Source organism: Micromonospora sp. NPDC005172, assembly GCF_040608555.1.
Lineage (GTDB): Bacteria > Actinomycetota > Actinomycetes > Mycobacteriales > Micromonosporaceae > Micromonospora.
Window position 1 is genome coordinate 39530 of sequence record NZ_JBEXIL010000007.1, and the last position, 19982, is coordinate 59511.

The following is a 19982-nucleotide window of genomic DNA, read 5'->3' on the forward strand; positions in this document are numbered from 1 at the left end:
GAGTTCGCCGTGTCCCTACCCCTGTCCCGCCGCCGGCTGTTGACCGCCGGCGGCGCCGGTCTCGTCCTGGCCGGCCTGGCCGACCCGTTCCGCGCCGGCCTCGCCCGAGCCGCCGTCACCACCGCCGACCTGGTCGTCTACGGTGCCACCTCCGGCGGGCTGGCCGCCGCGATCACCATGCGCCGGCTCGGCCGTACCGCCGTGGTGGTCGAGCCCACCGGGCATGTCGGCGGGCTGAGTACCGCCGGGCTCGGCGCTACCGACACCGGCGTCCAGGCGTCCATCGGCGGGCTGGCGGCCGAGTTCTACCGCCGGGTGTACGTCAAGTACCACGGCGGAATCCTCACCCCGACGTCCCCGCTGCGGATGACCTTCGAACCGCACGTCGCCACCGAGGTCTTCGCGGAGATGCTGGCCGAGGCGGACGTCCCGGTGATCGTCGACGCGCGGCTGTCCAGCCTCGGCCGCACCGGCAACCGGATCACCGAGCTGCGCACCGAGGACGGCTCGGTCTACCGGGGTGCGATGTTCGTCGACGCCACCTACGAGGGCGATTTGTTGGCCATGGCCGGGGTGGGGTTCACCGTCGGGCGGGAGTCCAACGACACCTACGGCGAGACGATCAACGGGGTGCAGTCCCGCACCACCCACCAGTTCGTCTACCCCGTCGACCCGTACGTCACGGCCGGCTCGCCCGCCAGCGGCCTGCTGCCGGGCATCTCCACCACACCACTCGCCCCGCAGGGCAGCGGCGACGATCGCATCCAGGCGTACTGCTTCCGGATGTGCCTGACCCAGGCGGCGAACCGCATCCCGTTCGGCAGGCCGTCCGGCTACGACCCGATCCGGTACGAGCTGCTGCTGCGCCACATCCAGGCCGGCTACACCGGGCCGTACTTCACCAGCAACTCGATCGGCGGCGGCAAGACCGACTCCAACAACAACGGCGCTGTCTCCACCGACGACATCGGTTTCAACTACGCGTACCCGACGGCGAGCTGGGCCGCCCGGGAGAGCATCATCGCCGAGCACCGCACGTACCAGCAGGGGCTGATGTGGTTCCTGGCCAACGATCCCCGGCTACCGGCCTCGGTGCGTGAGTCGACCGCCCGGTGGGGGCTGCCGGTCGACGAGTTCACCGGCACGGGCGGCTGGCCGCCGCTGCTCTACATCCGCGAGGCGCGCCGGATGGTCTCCGCGTACGTCATGACCGAGGCCGACTGCCGGGGCCGGGTACGCGCCACCGACTCCGTGGGTCTGGCCAGCTACACGATGGACTCGCACAACTGTCAGCGGGTCGTCGTCGACGGCAGGGTCCGCAACGAGGGGGACGTGCAGATCAGCGTCCCGCAGCCGTACCCGGTCAGCTACCGCGCGATAGTCCCGCACGAGGCACAGTGCGCCAACCTGCTCGTGCCGGTCTGCCTCTCGGCCAGCCACATCGCGTACGGCTCGATCCGGATGGAACCCGTGTTCATGATCCTCGGGCAGGCGGCGGCCACCGCGGCGTCCCTGGCGCTCACCGGCAACCTCCCCGTGCAGACCATCTCCGTACCCGCCCTCCAGGCCCGGCTCCGTCAGGACGGCGCGGTGCTGGACACCGGGATGCCCGGCGAGGTGATCCTGGACAACGCCTCGGCCAGCGGCATCACCCGGGCCGGCACGTGGGTGCGCAGCGTCGACGTCGGCGGCTACTACGGCGCGGACTACGAACACGACGGCAACACCGCCAAGGGCGTCAACCGGCTGCGGTTCCGCCCGACCCTGCCCACCTCCGGATCGTGGACGGTGCAGCTGCGCTGGACCGGGCACCCGAACCGGGCGACGAACGTGCCGGTGGACATCACGTACTCCGGTGGGGTGACCACCCGGACCGTCGACCAGCGGCAGTCCGGCGGCCAGTGGGTGGCGCTGGGCACCTACCCGTTCACGGCGGGCAGCGACGGAAGCGTGCTGATCCGTACCGAGAACACCGACGGCTACGTGGTCGCCGACGCGGTGCGCTTCGTGCCGGCCTGAACGGGGGCGCTCGGCGCGGCCCTGTCGCCGATGCTCTCGTCGACCGGTGGCGCCACCAGCAGCGGGTCGACCTGGATCCGGTCGATGCCGAGCGGCCGCAGCATGCCGCGCAGGGCCGACTCGCACAGCTCCTCCCAGGCCTGGTCGGCGCCCATCGCGGTGACCAGCAGGTCGGGTCGGGTGAAGGCGACACCCACCCGCTCGCCCTGCGGCGTACGCCCGGTCCGCAGCATCCCCATCAGTCGTCCCGGCAGCGCACGCACCGGAACGACGTAGACGATCGGGCTCATGCGGCGGACACCGCCCACACCGGTGCGTCGTCGCGCCGCTCGGCCGGCCGGGACAGGTCGAGCGCGCGCAGGATGTAGTTGGCCTCGGCCACCTCCACCCCGGCGCGCAGACGCAGGTCGGCCACGGCTCGATGCAGCACGGTCATGCTGTTCGCGGAGAGCCGCACCACGGCGTCGACATCGGCGGCGATCCACCACGCGTCGACGGCGCACGGCTCGTGCCGCAGGTACTCCACCAGGTGGCTGCCGGGCGCGGACGGCCCGAGCCGAACGCTGACCAGGGCCTCGTGCCGGCGTTCGGGCGTCCCCACGCCGGCGGCCGGCTCGATCGGATCGCCGCCGGTGTCGGTGTCGGGCGACACATTCCCGCGTTCCCAACGCGTCATCCGCCAAGGGCTCATGGACCCATCGTCACCGTCCACCGGCGGCGAAGGGGCCGCCGATACGCCGTTTCGACGGGCGCCCGCCGATTCTTGACGCGTCGTTGACGCCGCATCGCCTCCGCATCGCCTCCGCGCTGGAGCGGTGTCGGGCACTTCGGCGGGGCGAGTAACGTCGGAACCGACCAAGATCGGCGTACGAGGAGGCTCGGTGCAGACGACGACGGTGGACATCCCGACCAGCGACGGAACGGCGGACGCGAGCCTGACCCGGCCCGACGGCGACGGCCCGTTCCCGGCCGTACTGCTCTTCATGGACGCCTTCGGCCCCCGGCCCCGCCTGGTGGAGATGGCCGAGCGGATCGCCGAACGCGGCTACCTGGTGCTCACGCCCCACCTGTTCTACCGGGCCGGCCGGGCGCCGCTGTTCGACCTGTCGCGGCTCGGCGAGGCCGACCAGCGGGGTGCCCTCTTCGAGAAGATCGTGCCGCTGATCGGGGCGTTGACCCCGGAGGCGATCAGCCGGGACACCGCCGCGTACCTGGACTTCCTGGCCGCCCGCGACGACGTCCGGCCGGGTCCGGTGGCGATCACCGGCTACTGCATGGGCGGAACGAACGCGCTGCGGGCCATCGAGGCGTACCCGGACCGGATCGCCGCCGTTGCCAGCTTCCACGCCGGGCGGGTCGTCACCGACGCGCCGGACAGCCCGCACCTGGGCGTCGGCGCCATCACCGGCGAGCTGTACTTCGGGCACGCCGACGCGGACCAGTCCATGACGTCCGAGCAGATCGCCACGCTGGAGAAGGCGCTCGACGCCGCCGGCGTGCGCTACCGCTCCGAGGTGTACGAGGGCGCCCACCACGGCTTCACGATGGCCGACACCCCGATGTACCACGAGGAGGGCACCGAACGGCACTGGGCGGCCCTGTTCGACCTGCTGGACCGCACCCTGCCGGTGGACTGACGCGGGCCTACCCGCAGGCCCGGGCTGCGTCCTGCGTCGGTCAGGGGCGCAGCAGCACCGGGCCGGCGTCGACGCGGACACGGAACAGCCCGTACGGCTTGCGTCGCAGGTCCTGGCCCCGCTGGTACTGCGGCTGCCGGTGCAGCTGGTTGGCCGTCACGTACAGGTACCCGTCGGTGGCCACCGACATGGTGTCCGGCCAGAGCAGCCGCGGGTCGTGCACGAAGGTCTCGTACTCGCCGTCCGGGAGCCGCCGCAGCACCGCGTTGTGCTCGTACGAGGTGAAGTAGAGCCGCCCCTTGTCGTCGGACTCCAACCCGTCCGACCCGGTGCCCTTGTCCCCCTCGTCGACGACCGTCGCGGCGACCGCCTCCTGGGTCACCGACGGGTCCGCCAACGCCTCGGCCGAGACGCTGTGCAGGTGTCGGGACATCAGCGGGGAGTAGTACAGCCGAGCGCCGTCCGCCGAGATGGCGATGCCGTCGGAGCCCATCGCCATCGGCTTCGGCGGCCCGTCCGGGGGCCGGTTCATGAGCGGACGGCCCTCGACGAACGGGCGGAAGGTCGTCACCGGGTCCGCCTTCGTGGACGGGTGGTCGTGCAGCCGCCGCCAGGAGGCCCCGCTGGCCAGGTCGACCACGATGATCCCGTTCGGCCCGGAGTCCGTCGAGTCGGTGATGTAGGCGACCCCGGCCTCGCCCTTGCGCAGGTCGAACCGCACGTCGTTCAGGTACGTCGTCGAGGGCGCCACGTCCTGCGGGAAGGTGATCACCTGGGCCACCGTGTCGGTCTCCAGGTCGATCCGGACCAGCTTCGGCCCACCCGGCTTCGTCGGCTGGAACTTCGGGCTGCCGGTGTCCACCACCCACAGCCGGTCCGCCGGGTCCACCACGATGCTCTGCACGGACACGAACGCGCCCGCGTCGTCGACGCCGGACGGGCTGTTCCACGCCTGATCGGGGTAGGGCACCTCCTGGCCGTCGCGCAGCTCGACCACGCTGACGTGCGAGTCGTCGCCCCACTGCGGGAAGTTGATGAAGATCCGACCCTGGTGCGAGACGCTCACCCCGGTCGGCATCGGCCCGGTGAAGGTGTGCACCAACTCCAGCTCGCCGAGCGGCTCGTCGCCGACCGGCCCGTTCACGCCGCACGCTCCATGGTGCTCATCGTCCAGCCCCCTGATGGTCGACCCACTGCCGCTTCCGGCGTGGCTATTCCCGCCCCGGCGTCCGATATGCCTCCGCCGCGCTGCTCGCGCTGCTGAACGGGTCGGGCTGTCGGGCGGGTCGGGTCGGGCGGGTCGTTTCAGGCGGCGCGGGCGTACGAGATCGGCAGGCCGGGCACGGCCACGTCGACCGCGAGCAGCGCGCCGTCCGTGGGACCGGCCGGCGCGAGGCCGATCGAGGCGGTGCCGATGAAGAGTCGCCGCAGGTCGGAGCCGCCCAGGCAGATGCCGGTCGGCTGAACCGCCGGTAGCCGGATCTCCCGGTCCAGGGTGCCGTCGGGCCGGTAGCGGCGGACGGCCGAGCCGCCCCACAGCGCGATCCAGAGGTGGTCCGCCGCGTCGACGGTCATCCCGTCCGGGCTGCCCTCGCCCGGTGCGAGCCGCACGAACGGCGCCCGCCCGTGCAGGTCGCCGGTGGCCGGGTCGACGACGAACCGGTCGATCGCGCCGCGCGGCGTGTCCGCCAGGTACATGGTGGTGCCGGTGGCGTCGAAGGCCGGCCCGTTCGGGATGGACAGGCCGGTCACCGCCGGCACCGGTGCCGTGCCTGGGTCGAGCCGGTACAGCGTGCCCCCGCCGGGGCCGCCGGCGTACGTCATGCTGCCGGCCCAGAAGCGGCCGTGCGGGTCGGCGACCGCGTCGTTCATCCGGGTGGGCTCGGGCGCGTCGGCCACCAGGTCGGCGACCGGCCGGGGTTCACCGGCGGCGGGCAGCACGGCGATGCCGGTGCCGGCGGCGGCCAGCCACTCGCCGGGCCGGTCGGCCACCGGGGCGACCGCGCCGAGCGGTACGTCGAGGCGGCGCAGCTCGCGTAGTGGGCCGGGCCGGTCGCCGCCGGTCTCCAGCAGGCGCCCGGCCAGCAGGTCGACGAGGACCAGCCGGTTGTCGACCCAGCGCACCCCCTCGCCCAGCTCCAACCGCTCCGCGTTCCAGACGGTCGGTTCGGTCAGCTCCATCTCGCGCCTCCTGCGGCTCTCCAGCGGGTCCGTGGCGTTGCCGCCGACCGCCGGTCAGCGGACCGTACCGCGCATCTCCACCGTCCACGCTCCCGCAGAGGGCATGGTTGCCGGTCGGGGGTCGGCCGTTGGCGCGGGTTGGCTCATGTACGCCGGTGGTAGTGGTTGCGTCGGGGAATCTGTTCGGGATCGAGCCAGGCGGGTGGAACGAAGACCGGCTGGCCATCACCGCCGAGCCGGACGTTCCAGTCGCTGTGGTGGATATGGCGGTGATGGTGGCCGCAGAGGAGGACGGCGTTGTCGAGGCTGGTGCCGCCGCCGTCGGCCCAGTGTCGGATGTGGTGGGCGTCGCACCAGCGAGGTGGGCGGTCGCAGCCGGGGAACGCGCAGCCGCGGTCGCGCAGGACGAGTGCCCGACGCAGTGGCCCGGTGATCAGGCGGCGTTGTCGACCGACGTCGAGGACCTGGCCCGTGCCGCCAAGGACGGTGGGCAGGATGGCGGCGTCGCAGGCGATGCGGCGCACTGTCTCCGGGGTCAGCGTGGGGCCGGTGTCGAGGAAGCCGCTGTTGAGCTGCCGGGTCAGTGTGTCGTAGCTGGTGGTGACGACGATCTGGGCGGGGTCGCCGCCGTTGGCGGGTAGCTCCCCGGTGCGCAGGGCGAGTCGACAGATGTCGGCGAGCGCGTCGTGACGGCGTTGCCCAGGGCTGCGGGTGTCGTCGGGGCCAGTGGGAGCGGTCATCGGGTCGAGCGCCGAGCGCAGTAGGCCGCCCGTCCCGGCGTCGAGGAAGCCGCCGAGTCGGAGTCGGCCGTCGGACAGTCGGGACAGCGTGACGTGCCGGTCCCGAGCGGATCGCCGGGCCTGGGCCTCTATGGCGGCGCGGGCAGCGGCGTCGGCGATGTCGGGCGCGACGTGGTCGAGGATGCGGGTGCTGAGGCGGCGCAGCAGAGCGGGGTCGAACTGCCCGGCCCAGTCGACGAGCACGGTGACGGCCTTGTCGGCGGCTTCCGCGCCGGCGGTGTTCTGCACCGTGGTGACGGCGTCGCTGATGACCCCGGCCTGGTCGAGCGTGATGTCGGCGTCGGCGAGTGCCTGTCGTATCGCTGGATGGCCGGCGTCGAGGGTGCTGGCGAGGCCGACGAGACGGTGGGCGGCCGGGACGGTCAGGTGGAGGCGTTCGCGCAGCCAGACCGCCGTGGACGACGCACCCTGAGCGACTGCCGTGCCCCTGCCGTCAAGCTCCCGGATCAGGGCCAGCTTGACGGCGGCGAGGCGCTGCTCGACGCGGTGTGCGGTGTCGAGCGCGGTGATGAGATCGTCGCCAGGAAGGGCCCACGGCGCCGAGTCGGCGCAGGCCGCGACAGCGGCCTCTGCCTGCGCCAGCCCTTCCACCATGACCAGAGACTAGAACACCTGTACGACAATTTCCGTAGACCAGGATCGATCGCTGTCCAGGGCTCGCGCCCCGACGCCCCGAGCGCATCAAACCGCCCGAGCGCATTCGCTGCCCGAGCGCATCAGACCGCCCGAGCGCATCGTCCGCCCGAGTGCGAGGTGGCCGTGGTGCCGCAGGTGGCGGGCCTGGGTCGAGGGGTCAGTCGCGACGGATCAGGCCTGGCCCTGCGGTGATGTCGATGTCACCGCTCCCGACGTCGTGCCCGGCGGCGCAGCGCAGTACCGCGCGGACCGGTTCGCCGCAGTCGTGGTGGGTGGCGAGGATGCCGGGGCCGGCCTCGTCGGCACTCCAGGTGTCACCCCAGTTGCGCAGGGCGGTGATGACAGGCAGCAGTTCCTGGCCCTTGCGGGTCAGTTGGTACTCGTGGCGGGTGCGCTGCCCTGGCTCCCGGTAGGGGATTCGTTCGAGCAGGCCGGCACCGACCATCTCCTTGAGGCGGGCCGCCATGGCGGGCTCTCCGACGCCGACGCGGCGGACGAAGTCGTCGAAACGGCGTGTGCCGAGCAACGCCTCACGCATGATCAGGATTGTCGACCGGCTGCCCACGATGTCCATCGCGCGTGCGACGGAGCAGTTCTCCATCGACCAGGATTCGCGGTCGTCCCGTAGGTCCTCCATGTCACCCAGACTACCTGGCTTGCGACAAGGCTAGCCAGGTGATTAACTGGGGCGCTGCTGACTTATGCAACCGCAAGCCAGCGGGACTTCAGCCCGAGGACGCCTTGTGACCACCAGCAGCACGGCGCCGACCGCTCCGGCCGGCACCACCCGTACGACAGTTCGCGGCTCCCGGCCGGTGACTCTGATCGCCATGTGCCTGGGCGCGATGATCACGTTCCTGCAAATCACCGCCACGGTGTCGGCCCTGACCACCATCCAGGCCGACCTTCGGGTCGACCCGACCACCGTGATCTGGATTCCCAGCGCGTACACCCTGGTCGTGGCGAGTCTGGTGCTGTCCGCCGCCACCCTGGGCAATCGCTACGGGCGCAGGCGCATGTTCGGCGCCGGCATCCTGGCGATGGTCGTCGGTGGCGCTGTCATCGCCAGTGCGCCCTCGGTGGCCTGGGTGATCCTCGGCCAGTTGGTCGCCGGTCTCGGCGGTGCCCTGATCCTGCCGAACAGCCTGGCGATCCTCGGCGCGACATTCACCGACCCGCACCGCCGTACGGAGGTCATCACCGCCTGGTCGGCCGCCTCGGGCATCGGTCTGGCGGTCGGCCCGCTCATCGCCGGTGGGCTGCTGCACCATCACTCCTGGCACAGCGTCTACCTGTCGACGATCGTGCTGGGCGTGGTGACCCTCGTCGTCGCCGCGATCGGGGTGGCCGAGTCGCGGCCCAGCGCCGGTCGACTCGACCTGCCCGGTCTGCTGCTCGGCACCGTCGCCATCGCCGCCGCCGTCTATGCCATGATCCAGGGCGGCCGCGACGGCTACACCAGCGGAGTCGTGACGGTCGTCTGGGTCGTCTCGGCCGCCGCGCTCGTCGCGTTCGTGCTGGTCGAGCTGCGTACCAGCGCGCCGATGCTCGACGTACGGCTGTTCCGCTCGGCGTCCTTCAGCGCCGTCATGGTGGTCGCCGCCGTGTCGCTGTTCGGCTTCACGGGTGTGGCGATCCTGCTGGTCCTCTTCCACGAGCGTGCCCAGGCTCTCAGCCCGCTGGACACCGGCTGGCGGATGCTGGTGCTCTTCGGCGCGTACGTTCTCGTGGCCTTCGCCGCCGGGCGGACCATCCGGCGTACCGGATTCAAGGCGCCTCTCACCCTCGGCCTGGTGCTCGGCGCGGTGGCCGTGTTCGGGCTGGCGGCGCAGGGCCCGACCACGACGTTCGACCACCGTTGGGCGTTGTTCGTGCTGTTCGGTGCGGCCAGCGGTCTGGTGGTGGCGCCGGCGACAGCGGCGGCGTTGGCCAGCGTGGCACCGGCCCGGGCCGGGATGGCCTCCGGCGCGGTCAACGCTTCCCGCCAGGTCGGATCGGTGCTCGGCTCGTCCCTGCTGGGCACGCTGCTGACCACCACGATGGCGGCCGACCTGCCCGACCGCCTGACCGCCCACCAGGTCGACGAACCGACGCGGAGCGCCGTGCGGGCAGCGGTGGCCGCCGGCGCGACCGGCGGCGACCAGCCGCTGCCCGAGCCGGTGCGGGCGGTGCTCGCCGAGGCCATGACCTCCGGGGTCCAGGCCGGGTTGCGGGTGACCGGCGTCGTCTTCCTCGTCACCGCCGCCCTCGCGCTGACTCTGATCCGCAACCGCCCCCATCAGCACCAGCACTAGCCCGCATCAGCGACAGCCCAGGCCTCGTCGGCGCAGGGCCGCACCAGCCAGGCCGCGCCAGCGCCGGGCCGCGGTCGCACCGGCCTGAGCCGGGGTACGCGTCGACACCGGCACGCACCCGACGGCGATCAGTCGGCGATCGTGTCGAGGTCCGCGATTGCGTCGGCCGGCAGCGTCAGGTCGACTGCGGCGAGGTTCTCCCGCAGGTGCGCCAGCGTCGACGTACCCGGGATCAGGGCCATGGTGGGGGAGCGCTGCAGCAGCCAGGCCAGCGCGACCTGCTGCGCTGAGGCGCCCACCCGGTCGGCCACGGCGTTGAGCGTGTCGGACTGCAACGGCGTGAACCCGCCCAGCGGGAAGAACGCGGCGAACGCGATGTTCTCCGCAGCGCACCTGTCGACAAGCGCGTCGTCCCGCCGGTTGGCGAGGTTGTAGAGGTTCTGCACGGTGACCACCGGGGCGATGGCCTGGGCCTCGGTGAGCTGGGCGGGCGTGATGTTGCTCAGCCCGAGGTGTCGGATCAGACCCTCCTGCCGCAGCTCCGCGAGGGCGCCGAACTGCTCCGACAGCGGATCGTCCTCGGTGCCCTCGGCCACACCGACCCGCAGGTTGACCACGTCGAGGACGTCCAGGCCGAGGTGCTTGAGGTTGTCCCGGACCTGGGCCTTCAGCTCGTCCGGCCGGAGCGCGGCGATCCAGGAGGCGTCGTCGCCGCGTCGCGCGCCGACCTTGGTGACCAGGTGCAGATCCTCGGGGTACGGGTGCAGCGCCTCGCGGATCAGCTCGTTCACCACCACGGGGCCGTAGAAGTCGCTGGTGTCGATGTGGCGCACGCCCTGGTCGACCGCCTCACGGAGCACGGCGAGGGCCCGCGCGCGGTCACGCGGTGGGCCGTAGACGTGCGGGCCGGCAAGCTGCATCGCCCCGTAGCCCATCCGGCTCAGGGTGAGGCCGTCGGCGAGGGTCAGGGCCCCGCCGGGAAGGTTGTCGCTCATGTCATTCCTCTATCCGTTGTCGTCGCGGATATGCCTGGGACGACTGTCCGTCGGGTGCCGCCCCGATCGGCAGGGCGAGGTGCTCGGCGACATGGACTTGACGCCGTCTTGTTTGTGAGTGCACACTTACAAACATGCGATCCACCGCCGAGGCCCGTCGGGCCACCGTCCTGAACGCCGCTGTGTCGGCGTTCGCGCGTACTGGCTTCCACGCCACGCCGGTCACCGCCGTCGCGGCTGCCGCCGGCATCTCCGAGGCGTACGTCTTCCGGCTCTTCAGCGGGAAGCTCGGGTTGTTCGTGGCGGCGGCCGAGGCGTGCTTCGAGCGGATCGTCGCGGCGCTCGAGATGGGCGCGGAGCGTGCCGACGGCACGGGTGCGCAGGAGATCCTGGACGCGATGGGTGACGCCTACGCCGAGTTGATCGCCGATCGCGATCTCCTGCTGCTCCAGGTGCAGGCGCAGGCCGTCACTGACGTTCCAGAGATCGCCGAGGCGGTGCGCGCCGGCTACCGGCGCGTCGCCACCTTCGTGCAGAACCGGTCGGGCGCAGGCGACGCCCAGGTGCAGCAGTTCTTCGCGTACGGCCAGCTCTGTCACCTGATCGTGACGGCGGGCCTGGAGCAGGTGCCCGAGCCGTGGGCTCGTGCGCTGACCGCCGGTATCCGGCACCCCTGAGCCCCAACGTTCGACCGGATCGGGCCGCTCCTGGCGGCCCACTTTTTCCGCCAGCTAAGTGTGTGAGTGCACACTTACAAACAAAGGAGAAGCTGATGGCGAGCAGTGCAATGATCACCGAAGTGGTGCTTCCCGGCGTCGTGGAGCCGGACGGGCTCCAGATCAACCGACGGGCCATGCCCGTTCCCGCCGCAGGGTGGGCGCTCGTCGAGGTCGAGGCCACCGGCATCTCGTACGCCGAGCAGAGCATGCGCCGCGACCTCTACCCGGGCCAACCGGCGTTCCCGTTCGTGCCCGGTTACGACCTGGTCGGCACCGTCCGGGCGGTGGGGCCGGGAGGTGACGGCGCGCTGGTCGGCACCCGGGTCGCGGCGGTCACCAAGACCGGTGCCTGGACGACCCACGCCCTGGTGGACGTCGACGACCTCACGCCCGTCCCGCCCGACCTGGACCCGGCCGCAGTCGAGACCGTCGTGGTCAACGGGGTGACCGCCTGGCAGATGCTGGAGCGCGCCCGGCTGCGGACCGGCCAGACGATCCTCGTGCACGGCGCGAACGGCGGGGTGGGGACCGTCCTCGTCCAACTCGGACGCCACCTCGGAGTGCGGGTCATCGGCACCGCCGCCCCGCGACACCACGCGGCGCTGCGGGACCTCGGCGTCGAACCGCTCGACTACCGCGACCCGGACCTGGCCGCGCGCGTCCGGGAAATGTCTCCGGGAGGCGTCGACGCCGTCTTCGACCCGGTTGCCGGCCCGGGCGTACGCACCTCGTACCGGCTGCTCGCTCCCGGCGGCACGCTCGTCGTCTACGGCAACGCCTCGGCCACGGGCAATGCGCAGTCGATCGTCTGGGTCTTCGTGAAGCTGCTGGCCCGCCTCTACACCTGGAACGCCCTGCCGAACGGGCACCGGGTCGGCTTCTACAACTTCTGGGCTGGCCGCCGCACGCGCGGTGCGGCGTTCCGACGTCGCCTGCGTACCGACCTCGGCATCGTGCTCGACCTCCTGCGCCAGGGTGTGATCGTGCCGCAGATCGCCGCCCGCTACCCCCTGACCGAGGTCTCCGCCGCGCTGGCCTTCGCCGAGGCCCGCAGTCGGCCCGGCAAGGTGGTGCTGGAACCTTAGGCGTCGTCCTCGGCGAGGTGCCCGCGCAGTGTGACAAGCGCCCGGGTGAGCAGTCGGGAGACGTGCATCTGGGAGACGCCGATCTGCTCGGCGATCTGGGCCTGGGTCAGGTTGCCGTGGAACCGCAGGCTCAGGATCCGGCGCTCGCGTTCGGGCAGCGTGGCGAGGGCCGGGCCGAGGGCGACGCGGAGGTCGACGAGGTCGAACTCGTGGTCGTGCTCCCCGAGGGTGTCGCCGAGTTCCAGGGTTCCGTCAGGGCCCGTGGGTGTGGACAGTGAGGTCGCCCGGTACGCCCGGGCACCCTCCAACCCTTCGAGCACGGCTTCCTCGGAGACGTCGAGGTAGGTCGCGATGTCGGCGACCGTCGGCGAGCGGCCCAGAGTGTGCGTCAGCGTGCTGTTGGCGGCACTGATCGACAACCGGAGTTCCTGGAGCCGGCGCGGCACCCGCACCGCCCAGGTGCGGTCCCGGAAGTACCGCTTGACCTCGCCGACGATCGTCGGGATGGCGTACCCGCTGAAGTCGACGCCCCGGGTCGCGTCGAAGTGGTCGACGGCCTTGATGAGCCCGACCATCGCGGTCTGCATCAGATCCTCGTCGTTTGCACCGCGTCCCGAGTAACGGCGGGCCAGGTGACGGGCGAGTGGCATCCACGCCTCGATGGTGCGGTCTCGCAGGGCCGGTCGGCGCGGGTCGTCGACCGCGGTGGTGGCCAACTCGACGATCAGTTCTTCCAGGCCTGCGGTGCTACGACGGGTGAAACCGGTGGTGGGGGCGTGCTCGACAGTGGTGACCATGGGAATGGTCCTCTCTGCGGGAGCCCATCGACGAGGTCGACCGGAGAGAGATCCGAACCGGCTGTCGCCGGAGCGCATGGACGGACGGGATGCGCTGTCGAGGAGGGGCCACAACCCGGCCTCGCCACCGCGTCATGTCGTTCACATGTCGGCCCCGACGCTACCCGAAAGTCCGAGCTATTACTAGCCGAAAGTATGAGGGGTCGGAGGTCAGGCGAGGTCAGGCCCACATTGGCAGTTCGCTGCCGGGCTTCTAGGGTGGTGAGGACACGGGGAGGTGAAGCGTGGTCGACGCTGGCGACGCAGCGCGTTGGCTACAGCTCAACGCACCCCGAGGTGGGCCGGACGAGCTGTCGCTCCTCGTCACCCGGGCGGCGCCGGCGATCGGCGCCACCGAGATCGTGATCTACCTGGCGGACTACACCCAGTCCTGCCTCGTGCCCATGCTCGGCGCGGGTCCGATCCGGGACGAGTTGACGATCGAGACGACCCTGGCCGGACGGGCGTTCACGACCCTCGACGTGCAGCGGGCCGCCGACAACCCGGACCGGGTCTGGGTGCCTCTGCTGCTCGGCTGCGAGCGGCTGGGTGTCCTGGAGGTCGTGTCGCCGGCCGCCGGTGACACGTCGTTGGACGGCCCCGCCTGGGAGGTGGCGGTCAACATCGCCCAGGTCCTGGTGAACCGCCGGCGCTACGGCGACGTCATCGAGCGGATGCGCCGCCGCCTGCCGATGCAGGTCGCCGCCGAGATCGTGTGGGGGCTGCTGCCGCCGCTGACCTTCGCGACCGACGATCTGGTGGTCACCGCGATCCTCGAACCGTGCTACGACGTCGGCGGGGACATCTTCGACTACGCGCTGAACGGCGACGTGCTCAGCGTCGGGCTCTTCGACACCTGTGGGCACGGCATCAGGGCGAGCAGCCTGGCGTCGCTGGTGGTCAGCGCGTACCGCAACGCCCGCCGAACCGGCCTCGACCTCGTCGACACGGCGATCAGTATCGACCGGTGGGTGCGCTCGGAGCACCCGAGCTACTTCGCGACCGCGCTGCTCGCCGAGCTGGACCGGCGGACCGGCCGGCTCAAGCTCATCAACGCCGGGCACCCCGGCGCCATGCTGCTGCGCGACGGCAAGGCGATCCGGGAGCTGCCGGGGCCGACCGCGCTGCCGCTCGGTCTCGGTCACCTGTCGGAGACCAGACCCCAGGTGTACGAGGAGGAGCTGCACCCGGGTGATCGCCTCCTCGCCTACACCGACGGCATCACCGAAGCGCGCAGTGCCGACGGGGAGCGGTTCGGGCTGGACCGGCTCGTCGACTTCGTCAACCGTGCCCTCAACGACCGGCTGCCCAGCCCGGAGACGATGCGCCGCCTGGTGCGTGCCGTCCTCGCCTACCAGGACGAGCAGCTCGACGACGACGCGACGGCCCTGATCCTGGAGTGGCAGCCGCCGCACCTGCCGCTGGGGCACCTGCGCCACGTCACCACGCCGCACTTCTGACCGCCGAGTGGGATTTTGCACTCCCAGTGCACTTGTCTGGGATTCGGAGGCTGTCTAGCGTCACACCATGGCTGACTCGTGGACCTTCGCCGTGGCCCGTGACGATCTCTCCCGGACCACGCTCGCCGACGGCAATGTGCCCGAGGTGCCCGACGGGGCGGCGCTGCTGCGCGTCGATCGGGTCGGCCTCACCGCCAACAACGTGACCTACGCCGTGCTCGGCGAGGCGATGCGCTACTGGGAGTTCTTTCCGCCCGGCCCGCAGGGACTCGATCCACAGTGGGGGCTGCCGCCGCTGTGGGGGTTCGCCGAGGTGGTCGCGTCGACGGTCGCCGGCGTCGAGGTGGGTCAACGCGTCTACGGCTACCTCCCTCCCGCCGGTCACCTGGTGGTCCGCCCGGACCGGGTGGACGCGTCCGGGTTCCGCGACGCGAGCGCGCACCGGGCCGGGTTGCCCTCGCCGTACAACGCGTACCGGGCGACCACCGGCGACCCGGCCTACCGGGCGGAGCAGGAGGACCTGCTGATCCTGTTCCGGCCGCTGTTCTTCACCTCCTTCATGCTGGCCGACCAGGTCGTCGACAACGACTTCTACGGTGCACGGTCGCTGGTGCTGTCGTCGGCGTCGAGCAAGACGGCGTACGCCGCCGCGTGTGAACTGCACGGCCGTGGCGCGCGACTCGTCGGGCTCACCTCGCCCGGCAACCTGGCGTTCACGCGCTCACTGGGTTGCTACGACGACGTCGTCACGTACGACGCGATCGACACCCTCGACGCGGTCGACACGGCGTACCTCGACCTGTCCGGCGCGCCCGCGACCAGGGCCGCGCTCCGCGATCACCTCGGCGACCGGCTCGTCCGGGACATCGCCGTCGGGCTCACCAACCAGACGCCCAACGCCGACGCCGCCGGGGAGGTCTTCTTCGCGCCCGTGCAGATGCGCAAGCGCAGCCAGGATTGGGGCCGCGACGGGCTCGACGAGCGGTTCACCGCCGCCTGGCAGCGGTTCGTCCCGATGGTGAGCGGGTGGCTCGACGTGCGGGTCGGCAACGGTCCCGAGGCACTGCGGCACGCGTGGCTCGACGTCCTCGCCGGTCGTACGCCCCCGCGGGTGGGTCACGTCGTCCAGCTCTGAGCGGACGCCGTTACGGGACGATCGCGTCCACGTAGCCGCCGTCGACCCGGACCGCCGCGCCCGTCGTCGCGGAGGCGAGCGGAGAGGCGAGGTACGTGACCATGTTGGCGATCTCCTCGGGCTCGATGAGCCGTTGGAGCAGCGACTGTGGCCGGTGCAGCCGCATGAACTCCCGCTGCGCCTCCTCCCACGGAAGGCTGTCACCCACGAGATCGGCCACCAGATCCTCCACGCCGCCGGTGTGCGTCGGCCCGGCCAGCACCGAGTTGACGGTCACGCCGGTGCCGGCGGCGGCCTTGGCGAAGCCGCGTGAGACGCCGAGCAGGGCCGTCTTCGAGACGCCGTAGTGGATCATTTCGGCGGGGATGACGACCGCCGAGTCACTGGCGATGTACTGCACCCGCCCCCAACCCCGTTCCATCATCGCCGGCAGGTAGGCGCGGGTCAGCCGGACGCCGGCCAGCACGTTCACCTCGAAGTAGCGCCGCCACTCGTCGTCCGAGATCTCCAACGCATCGGTCGGGCCGAAGACGCCGAGATTGTTGACCAGGATGTCGACGCTGGGCAGGAGATCGAGCGTCCGAGCCGTACCCTCGTCGGTCGACACGTCCGCGTCCACCTCGACCACCTCGGCGCCCGGGACCTCGTCGCGCAGCGCCTTCGCCGCGCGCTCGACCCCGGCGGCGGTACGACCGTTCACGGCCACGCGCGCGCCGGCCCGGGCGAGCCCGACCGTGATGGCCGCGCCGATGCCCTGGGTCGAGCCGGTGACCAGCGCGGTCCTACCGGCAAGATCGATCTGAACCGTCATGTCCGTCCCGTCCCGTTCTTTCGCACCACATCCGCTTACCGCATCCTCGACCGTAACGGTGCTGGGCGGACCCGGCAGGGTGAGTCGGGCAGGTCACGTCCGGCCGCCGCGACCAGTGTCCGGTCCGAAAAGAAAACCGTAATCTGGGCTGCCACCGCTCGTCTCCGATCAGGAGGCGGTCAGCGCGCACAGGCGCTGTTCGGGTCGAGCGCACAAGGAGTGGAACCCATGTCGTCAGCCGGTCGGGCAGTACCCGATCCCGGGTTGGTCGTCGCAGCTCGACAGGGCGACCGGCGCGCCCTCGACGACCTCGTGGCGGCTTCGCTTCCGCTGGTCTACAACATCGTCGGGCGTGCGCTGCGCGGCCACGCCGACGTCGACGACGTGGTCCAGGAGACCTTGGTACGGGTGATCCGGCACCTGCCCACCCTCAACGACCCGGAGGCGTACCGGTCCTGGCTCGTGGCGATCACCATCCGGCAGGTGCGCGACTGGGACCAGCGTCGGCGCGTCGCCCTCAACCGCGACGCCGGCCTCGACGTGATCCACAACGTGCCCGACCCCGCGTCCGACTTCGCCGGGATGACGATCCTCCGGCTCGGCCTCACCGACCAGCGTCGGGAAGTCGCCGAAGCGACCCGGTGGCTCGATCCGGACGACCAGGAACTGCTCTCGCTGTGGTGGCTGGAGGAGACCGGTGAGCTGACGCGCACCGAGATCGCCGAGGCGGCGAGTCTGTCACCGGGGCACGTCGCCGTACGCATCCACCGGATGAAGGAGCAGATCCAGAGCGCCCGCGGGGTCGTCCGCGCGCTGCACGAACGACCCGGGTGCCCGGACCTGCACGCCGTGACGGCCGAGTGGGACGGCACCCCGAGCCCGCTGTGGCGCAAGCGGTTGGCCCGGCACGTCCGTGACTGTGCGTTCTGCGGGCACCTGGGCGCCGCTTTCCTGCCGATCGACCGGCTGCTCGCGGGGATGTCGCTGCTGCCGCTGCCGGCCGGGCTCGGCGCCAAGATCCCGCACGCGGCGGTCGCCCCGGCCGCGCCGCATCCGGTCGGACCCCCCTCGAACGTCGTCGACCTGGCGGTGACCGCACCCAAGGGCCTGCTGCCGTCTCTCGCCGCATCGGTGGCGGTGGCGGTCGCCGCGATCACCGCGGTGGTGGTGCTCCTGCCGGCCGACCCGGCCGCCGCGCCACAGCCCACGCCCTCCTGGGCCGCCGCGCCACCCGCTTCGCCCACCGTCGTCGCCTCCCCGAGCAGGGCGCCGTCACCGAGCGTGCGTCCCACGCCGTCGAAGGCACCGGTCGTGCCGGCGGTCAGCTCCGCGCGCAAGGGCGTCGGGGTGTGGAACTTCGCCGGCGCGAGCCAGGCGTTGGCCAACTCGAAGGCCGGTTGGTACTACACCTGGGGCACCCAGCACCCCGGCATCACCACTCCGCGAGGCGCGACGTTCGTCCCCATGATCCGTAGCGCGGAGAACGTCAACGCCGGTGAGCTGGCGCGGGCCCGTGCCGCCGGGCCCTACCTGCTCGGCTTCAACGAGCCGGACCTGGGCGAGCAGGCGAACATGAGCGTCGAGCGGGCGCTGGACCTGTGGCCGCAACTGATGGCCACGGGCAGCAAACTGAGCAGCCCGGCGGTCGCCTGGGGCGGAGCGGACCCGCAGGGTTGGCTGGACAGATTCATGACCGGCGCCGAGGCCCGAGGTCACCGGGTCGACTTCATCGCCCTGCACTGGTACGGGGCCGACTTCACGACTACCGCTGCGGTGAACCAGCTACGGCAGTACCTGCAAGCCGTCTACCAGCGGTACAAGAAACCGATCTGGCTGACCGAGTTCGCGCTGATCCGTTACGACGGCGGGCGTCAGGTGTTCCCCAGCCAGGAGCAGCAGGCGGCCTTCCTCACCGCGGCCAGCGGCATGCTCGGCCAGCTCTCCTACGTGCAGCGGTACGCCTGGTTCGGTCTGCCCGCGACCGACAAGGACCGCTCCGGGTTGTTCAGCGACGGCACCAGAGTGACGGCGATCGGCCGCGCGTTCCAGGCCGCGCGCTGATGATCGGCACCGGGCTCAGGACGTCCGGCTGGCGGATCGCCGGCGTCGTCGTGACGGTGGCCGCGACGACGGTGGCCGTCGGCCTGACCCGGCACGCGGACCGCACCGACCGGCCCGCCGCGCTCCCGTCAGTTGCTGCCGCGCCTACCGCGTCCGTGCTCCTCAACGGCACCGACGACGCCTTCATCCAACTGCTGCTCCCGATGGACGACGGGGTGCTGGCGCTGATCGACCACCTCGACACCCGTCCGTCGGCCGCCGACCCTGCGTTGCGCGCCGTTCTCGGCGACATCCGGACGGCGCACCGAGCCGAGCTGGTGGAGCTGCGGAGGTTGTTGGCCGCGGGCAACGTCCCGGAGCAGAACATCCACGAGGGGCATCAGATGCCGGGGATGGTGACGGACGACCGCCTCGCCGAGCTGCGCGCCGCCCCCGAAGCCGAGGTGCCGTCCCGAGCCGTCGGTCTGCTCCGGGCACACCTCGAACAGACCGTCGTGCTGTGTCGGGGCGAGCAGAACGCCGGGGGCAGCCCGGAGGTGAAGGCGCTCGCCGGCCGGATCCAGACGACGCGAGCTGCCGAACTGAAGGCGCTGGCAGGTCGGCCCGGCGCGACCGGCGATGCGGACAACTGACCTGCACACCGCCGTGCGCAGCCCGATGCGGGCCGCCCATCGTGCCACGACGACCGGGTACGCGGGCAGCGCCCCACGGCGTCGTACCGGCACGACCGTGGTGCCCGGCGGGGGTGCCGCGACCACGCCGACGGCAGGTTGGCGCGGTGGCCACCGTCGTGCCGCCGGGCGCACCGCCCTCGTCGGCGCGACCGCTCTGGTGACTCTCGGGTGGCTCGTCGCGATCCTCGCCGCGCCGCACCTGACAATCTCCGCCGGCTGGCGGATGGTCGCTCTCTTCTGCCACCTGACGTGCCTGGTGGTGGGCTTCGGTGCGGTGTTGACTGTGGACTGGTTCAGTCTTCGCTGGATGGTGCGCCGTGAACAGCTCGGTGCCGTGCTGAACGCGGCGCGGGGAGCGCACCTGCTCATCTGGTTGGGCCTGGTCGGTCTCGTCGTCAGCGGCACGGCGCTGGGACCGGACATGTCCTCCGCGATGGTGTGGGTCAAGCTGCTCGCGGTGCTCGTGGTCGGCGTCAACGGGCTGTTCCTCGGCCGGGTGCGGGATCGACTCGTCGCGGTCCAGGGCCGCCCGCCCTGGTCCGCCCTGCTGCCCGGCGTCGCCGCCGCCGTCACCTCCCAGCTCGGCTGGTGGACCGCGACGCTTATCGGGTTCCTCAGCGCGAACCGCTGACCGCCGCC

General features: G+C 71.6%; 19 protein-coding genes. 10 read left to right on the forward strand and 9 right to left on the reverse strand.

Features of this window, described 5'->3' with window-relative positions; all coding sequences use genetic code 11:
- Positions 1 to 9: 9 nt before the first annotated feature.
- Entirely contained in the window at positions 10 to 2019 is a 2010-nt protein-coding gene (locus tag ABZV06_RS06730; protein ID WP_355619228.1) for an FAD-dependent oxidoreductase, read from the forward strand.
- Here the strand turns inward: ABZV06_RS06730 and ABZV06_RS06735 are convergent.
- Together ABZV06_RS06735 and ABZV06_RS06740 are read right to left on the reverse strand one after the other, a co-directional pair.
- Positions 1980 to 2309, reverse strand: coding sequence for an SAV_915 family protein (locus ABZV06_RS06735; protein WP_355235083.1), 330 nt, complete (start codon positions 2307 to 2309; stop codon positions 1980 to 1982). The genes ABZV06_RS06730 and ABZV06_RS06735 overlap by 40 nt on opposite strands.
- On the reverse strand, positions 2306 to 2710 hold the full coding sequence (locus tag ABZV06_RS06740; protein ID WP_355235080.1) for a hypothetical protein: 405 nt from the start codon (positions 2708 to 2710) through the stop codon (positions 2306 to 2308). Before ABZV06_RS06740 ends, ABZV06_RS06735 begins: the two co-directional genes overlap by 4 nt.
- A gap of 190 nt (positions 2711 to 2900) precedes the next feature.
- Between ABZV06_RS06740 and ABZV06_RS06745 the strand changes: the two genes are divergently transcribed.
- On the forward strand, positions 2901 to 3656 hold the full coding sequence (locus ABZV06_RS06745; RefSeq protein WP_355235077.1) for a dienelactone hydrolase family protein: 756 nt from the start codon (positions 2901 to 2903) through the stop codon (positions 3654 to 3656).
- 40 nt (positions 3657 to 3696) lie between these two features.
- Here ABZV06_RS06745 and ABZV06_RS06750 read toward each other — a convergent pair whose 3' ends face one another.
- The 4 genes from ABZV06_RS06750 to ABZV06_RS06765 all read right to left on the reverse strand — a co-directional run bounded on the left by ABZV06_RS06750 (position 3697) and on the right by ABZV06_RS06765 (position 7910).
- Entirely contained in the window at positions 3697 to 4800 is a 1104-nt protein-coding gene (locus ABZV06_RS06750; protein WP_355235074.1) for an L-dopachrome tautomerase-related protein, read from the reverse strand.
- A 161-nt stretch (positions 4801 to 4961) separates the two neighbouring features.
- Positions 4962 to 5837 (reverse strand): SMP-30/gluconolactonase/LRE family protein, encoded by an 876-nt coding sequence (locus tag ABZV06_RS06755; protein ID WP_355619231.1) that lies wholly within the window; start codon positions 5835 to 5837, stop codon positions 4962 to 4964.
- A gap of 143 nt (positions 5838 to 5980) precedes the next feature.
- The gene (locus ABZV06_RS06760; protein WP_355235068.1) at positions 5981 to 7231 is read right to left on the reverse strand and encodes a DUF222 domain-containing protein; all 1251 of its coding nucleotides are present in this window, start codon (positions 7229 to 7231) and stop codon (positions 5981 to 5983) included.
- Positions 7232 to 7430: 199 nt separating this feature from the next.
- Complete coding sequence (locus ABZV06_RS06765; RefSeq protein WP_355619234.1) at positions 7431 to 7910, reverse strand: helix-turn-helix domain-containing protein; 480 nt, start codon at positions 7908 to 7910, stop codon at positions 7431 to 7433.
- A gap of 106 nt (positions 7911 to 8016) precedes the next feature.
- Here ABZV06_RS06765 and ABZV06_RS06770 point away from each other — a divergent pair, with 106 nt between their 5' ends.
- Positions 8017 to 9567 (forward strand): MFS transporter, encoded by a 1551-nt coding sequence (locus ABZV06_RS06770; protein WP_355619237.1) that lies wholly within the window; start codon positions 8017 to 8019, stop codon positions 9565 to 9567.
- Between the two features lie 128 nt (positions 9568 to 9695).
- Here ABZV06_RS06770 and ABZV06_RS06775 read toward each other — a convergent pair whose 3' ends face one another.
- Positions 9696 to 10562 (reverse strand): oxidoreductase, encoded by an 867-nt coding sequence (locus ABZV06_RS06775; protein WP_355619240.1) that lies wholly within the window; start codon positions 10560 to 10562, stop codon positions 9696 to 9698.
- A gap of 134 nt (positions 10563 to 10696) precedes the next feature.
- Between ABZV06_RS06775 and ABZV06_RS06780 the strand changes: the two genes are divergently transcribed.
- Both ABZV06_RS06780 and ABZV06_RS06785 read left to right on the forward strand, forming a co-directional pair.
- Positions 10697 to 11239 (forward strand): TetR/AcrR family transcriptional regulator, encoded by a 543-nt coding sequence (locus tag ABZV06_RS06780; protein ID WP_355619243.1) that lies wholly within the window; start codon positions 10697 to 10699, stop codon positions 11237 to 11239.
- Positions 11240 to 11334: 95 nt separating this feature from the next.
- Positions 11335 to 12366, forward strand: a complete 1032-nt coding sequence (locus ABZV06_RS06785; RefSeq protein ID WP_355619246.1) for a medium chain dehydrogenase/reductase family protein — start codon at positions 11335 to 11337, stop codon at positions 12364 to 12366.
- On the opposite strand, the gene ABZV06_RS06790 is transcribed toward ABZV06_RS06785, so the two are convergent.
- Positions 12363 to 13163, reverse strand: a complete 801-nt coding sequence (locus ABZV06_RS06790) for a SigB/SigF/SigG family RNA polymerase sigma factor (RefSeq protein WP_355235050.1) — start codon at positions 13161 to 13163, stop codon at positions 12363 to 12365. The genes ABZV06_RS06785 and ABZV06_RS06790 overlap by 4 nt on opposite strands.
- 284 nt (positions 13164 to 13447) lie before the next feature.
- Between ABZV06_RS06790 and ABZV06_RS06795 the strand changes: the two genes are divergently transcribed.
- Positions 13448 to 14662, forward strand: coding sequence for a PP2C family protein-serine/threonine phosphatase (locus ABZV06_RS06795; protein WP_355619249.1), 1215 nt, complete (start codon positions 13448 to 13450; stop codon positions 14660 to 14662).
- A gap of 67 nt (positions 14663 to 14729) precedes the next feature.
- Complete coding sequence (locus tag ABZV06_RS06800) at positions 14730 to 15797, forward strand: DUF2855 family protein (RefSeq protein ID WP_355235044.1); 1068 nt, start codon at positions 14730 to 14732, stop codon at positions 15795 to 15797.
- 10 nt (positions 15798 to 15807) lie between these two features.
- On the opposite strand, the gene ABZV06_RS06805 is transcribed toward ABZV06_RS06800, so the two are convergent.
- The gene (locus tag ABZV06_RS06805; RefSeq protein ID WP_355235041.1) at positions 15808 to 16608 is read right to left on the reverse strand and encodes an SDR family oxidoreductase; all 801 of its coding nucleotides are present in this window, start codon (positions 16606 to 16608) and stop codon (positions 15808 to 15810) included.
- Between the two features lie 228 nt (positions 16609 to 16836).
- Here ABZV06_RS06805 and ABZV06_RS06810 point away from each other — a divergent pair, with 228 nt between their 5' ends.
- Genes ABZV06_RS06810 through ABZV06_RS06820 form a run of 3 tightly spaced genes read left to right on the forward strand, consistent with a single transcriptional unit; the run spans position 16837 to position 19974 of the window.
- Positions 16837 to 18669, forward strand: coding sequence for a sigma-70 family RNA polymerase sigma factor (locus ABZV06_RS06810; RefSeq protein ID WP_355235038.1), 1833 nt, complete (start codon positions 16837 to 16839; stop codon positions 18667 to 18669).
- Positions 18669 to 19301, forward strand: a complete 633-nt coding sequence (locus ABZV06_RS06815; RefSeq protein ID WP_355235035.1) for a DUF305 domain-containing protein — start codon at positions 18669 to 18671, stop codon at positions 19299 to 19301. The genes ABZV06_RS06810 and ABZV06_RS06815 overlap by 1 nt, the downstream gene beginning before the upstream one ends.
- A complete protein-coding gene (locus ABZV06_RS06820; RefSeq protein WP_355619252.1) occupies positions 19288 to 19974 on the forward strand; it encodes a hypothetical protein in 687 nt (228 codons plus the stop codon). The genes ABZV06_RS06815 and ABZV06_RS06820 overlap by 14 nt, the downstream gene beginning before the upstream one ends.
- Positions 19975 to 19982: the final 8 nt, after the last annotated feature.

Coding starts and splice junctions, on each gene's coding strand:
- ABZV06_RS06760 (WP_355235068.1), bottom strand. CDS start 7,231: ATGGTGGAAGGGCTGGCGCAGGCAGAGGCCGCTGTCGCGGCCTGCGCC.
- ABZV06_RS06820 (WP_355619252.1), top strand. CDS start 19,288: ATGCGGACAACTGACCTGCACACCGCCGTGCGCAGCCCGATGCGGGCC.
- ABZV06_RS06805 (WP_355235041.1), bottom strand. CDS start 16,608: ATGACGGTTCAGATCGATCTTGCCGGTAGGACCGCGCTGGTCACCGGC.
- ABZV06_RS06790 (WP_355235050.1), bottom strand. CDS start 13,163: ATGGTCACCACTGTCGAGCACGCCCCCACCACCGGTTTCACCCGTCGT.
- ABZV06_RS06810 (WP_355235038.1), top strand. CDS start 16,837: ATGTCGTCAGCCGGTCGGGCAGTACCCGATCCCGGGTTGGTCGTCGCA.
- ABZV06_RS06740 (WP_355235080.1), bottom strand. CDS start 2,710: ATGAGCCCTTGGCGGATGACGCGTTGGGAACGCGGGAATGTGTCGCCC.
- ABZV06_RS06815 (WP_355235035.1), top strand. CDS start 18,669: ATGATCGGCACCGGGCTCAGGACGTCCGGCTGGCGGATCGCCGGCGTC.
- ABZV06_RS06755 (WP_355619231.1), bottom strand. CDS start 5,837: ATGGAGCTGACCGAACCGACCGTCTGGAACGCGGAGCGGTTGGAGCTG.
- ABZV06_RS06735 (WP_355235083.1), bottom strand. CDS start 2,309: ATGAGCCCGATCGTCTACGTCGTTCCGGTGCGTGCGCTGCCGGGACGA.
- ABZV06_RS06785 (WP_355619246.1), top strand. CDS start 11,335: ATGGCGAGCAGTGCAATGATCACCGAAGTGGTGCTTCCCGGCGTCGTG.
- ABZV06_RS06765 (WP_355619234.1), bottom strand. CDS start 7,910: ATGGAGGACCTACGGGACGACCGCGAATCCTGGTCGATGGAGAACTGC.
- ABZV06_RS06800 (WP_355235044.1), top strand. CDS start 14,730: ATGGCTGACTCGTGGACCTTCGCCGTGGCCCGTGACGATCTCTCCCGG.
- ABZV06_RS06780 (WP_355619243.1), top strand. CDS start 10,697: ATGCGATCCACCGCCGAGGCCCGTCGGGCCACCGTCCTGAACGCCGCT.
- ABZV06_RS06775 (WP_355619240.1), bottom strand. CDS start 10,562: ATGAGCGACAACCTTCCCGGCGGGGCCCTGACCCTCGCCGACGGCCTC.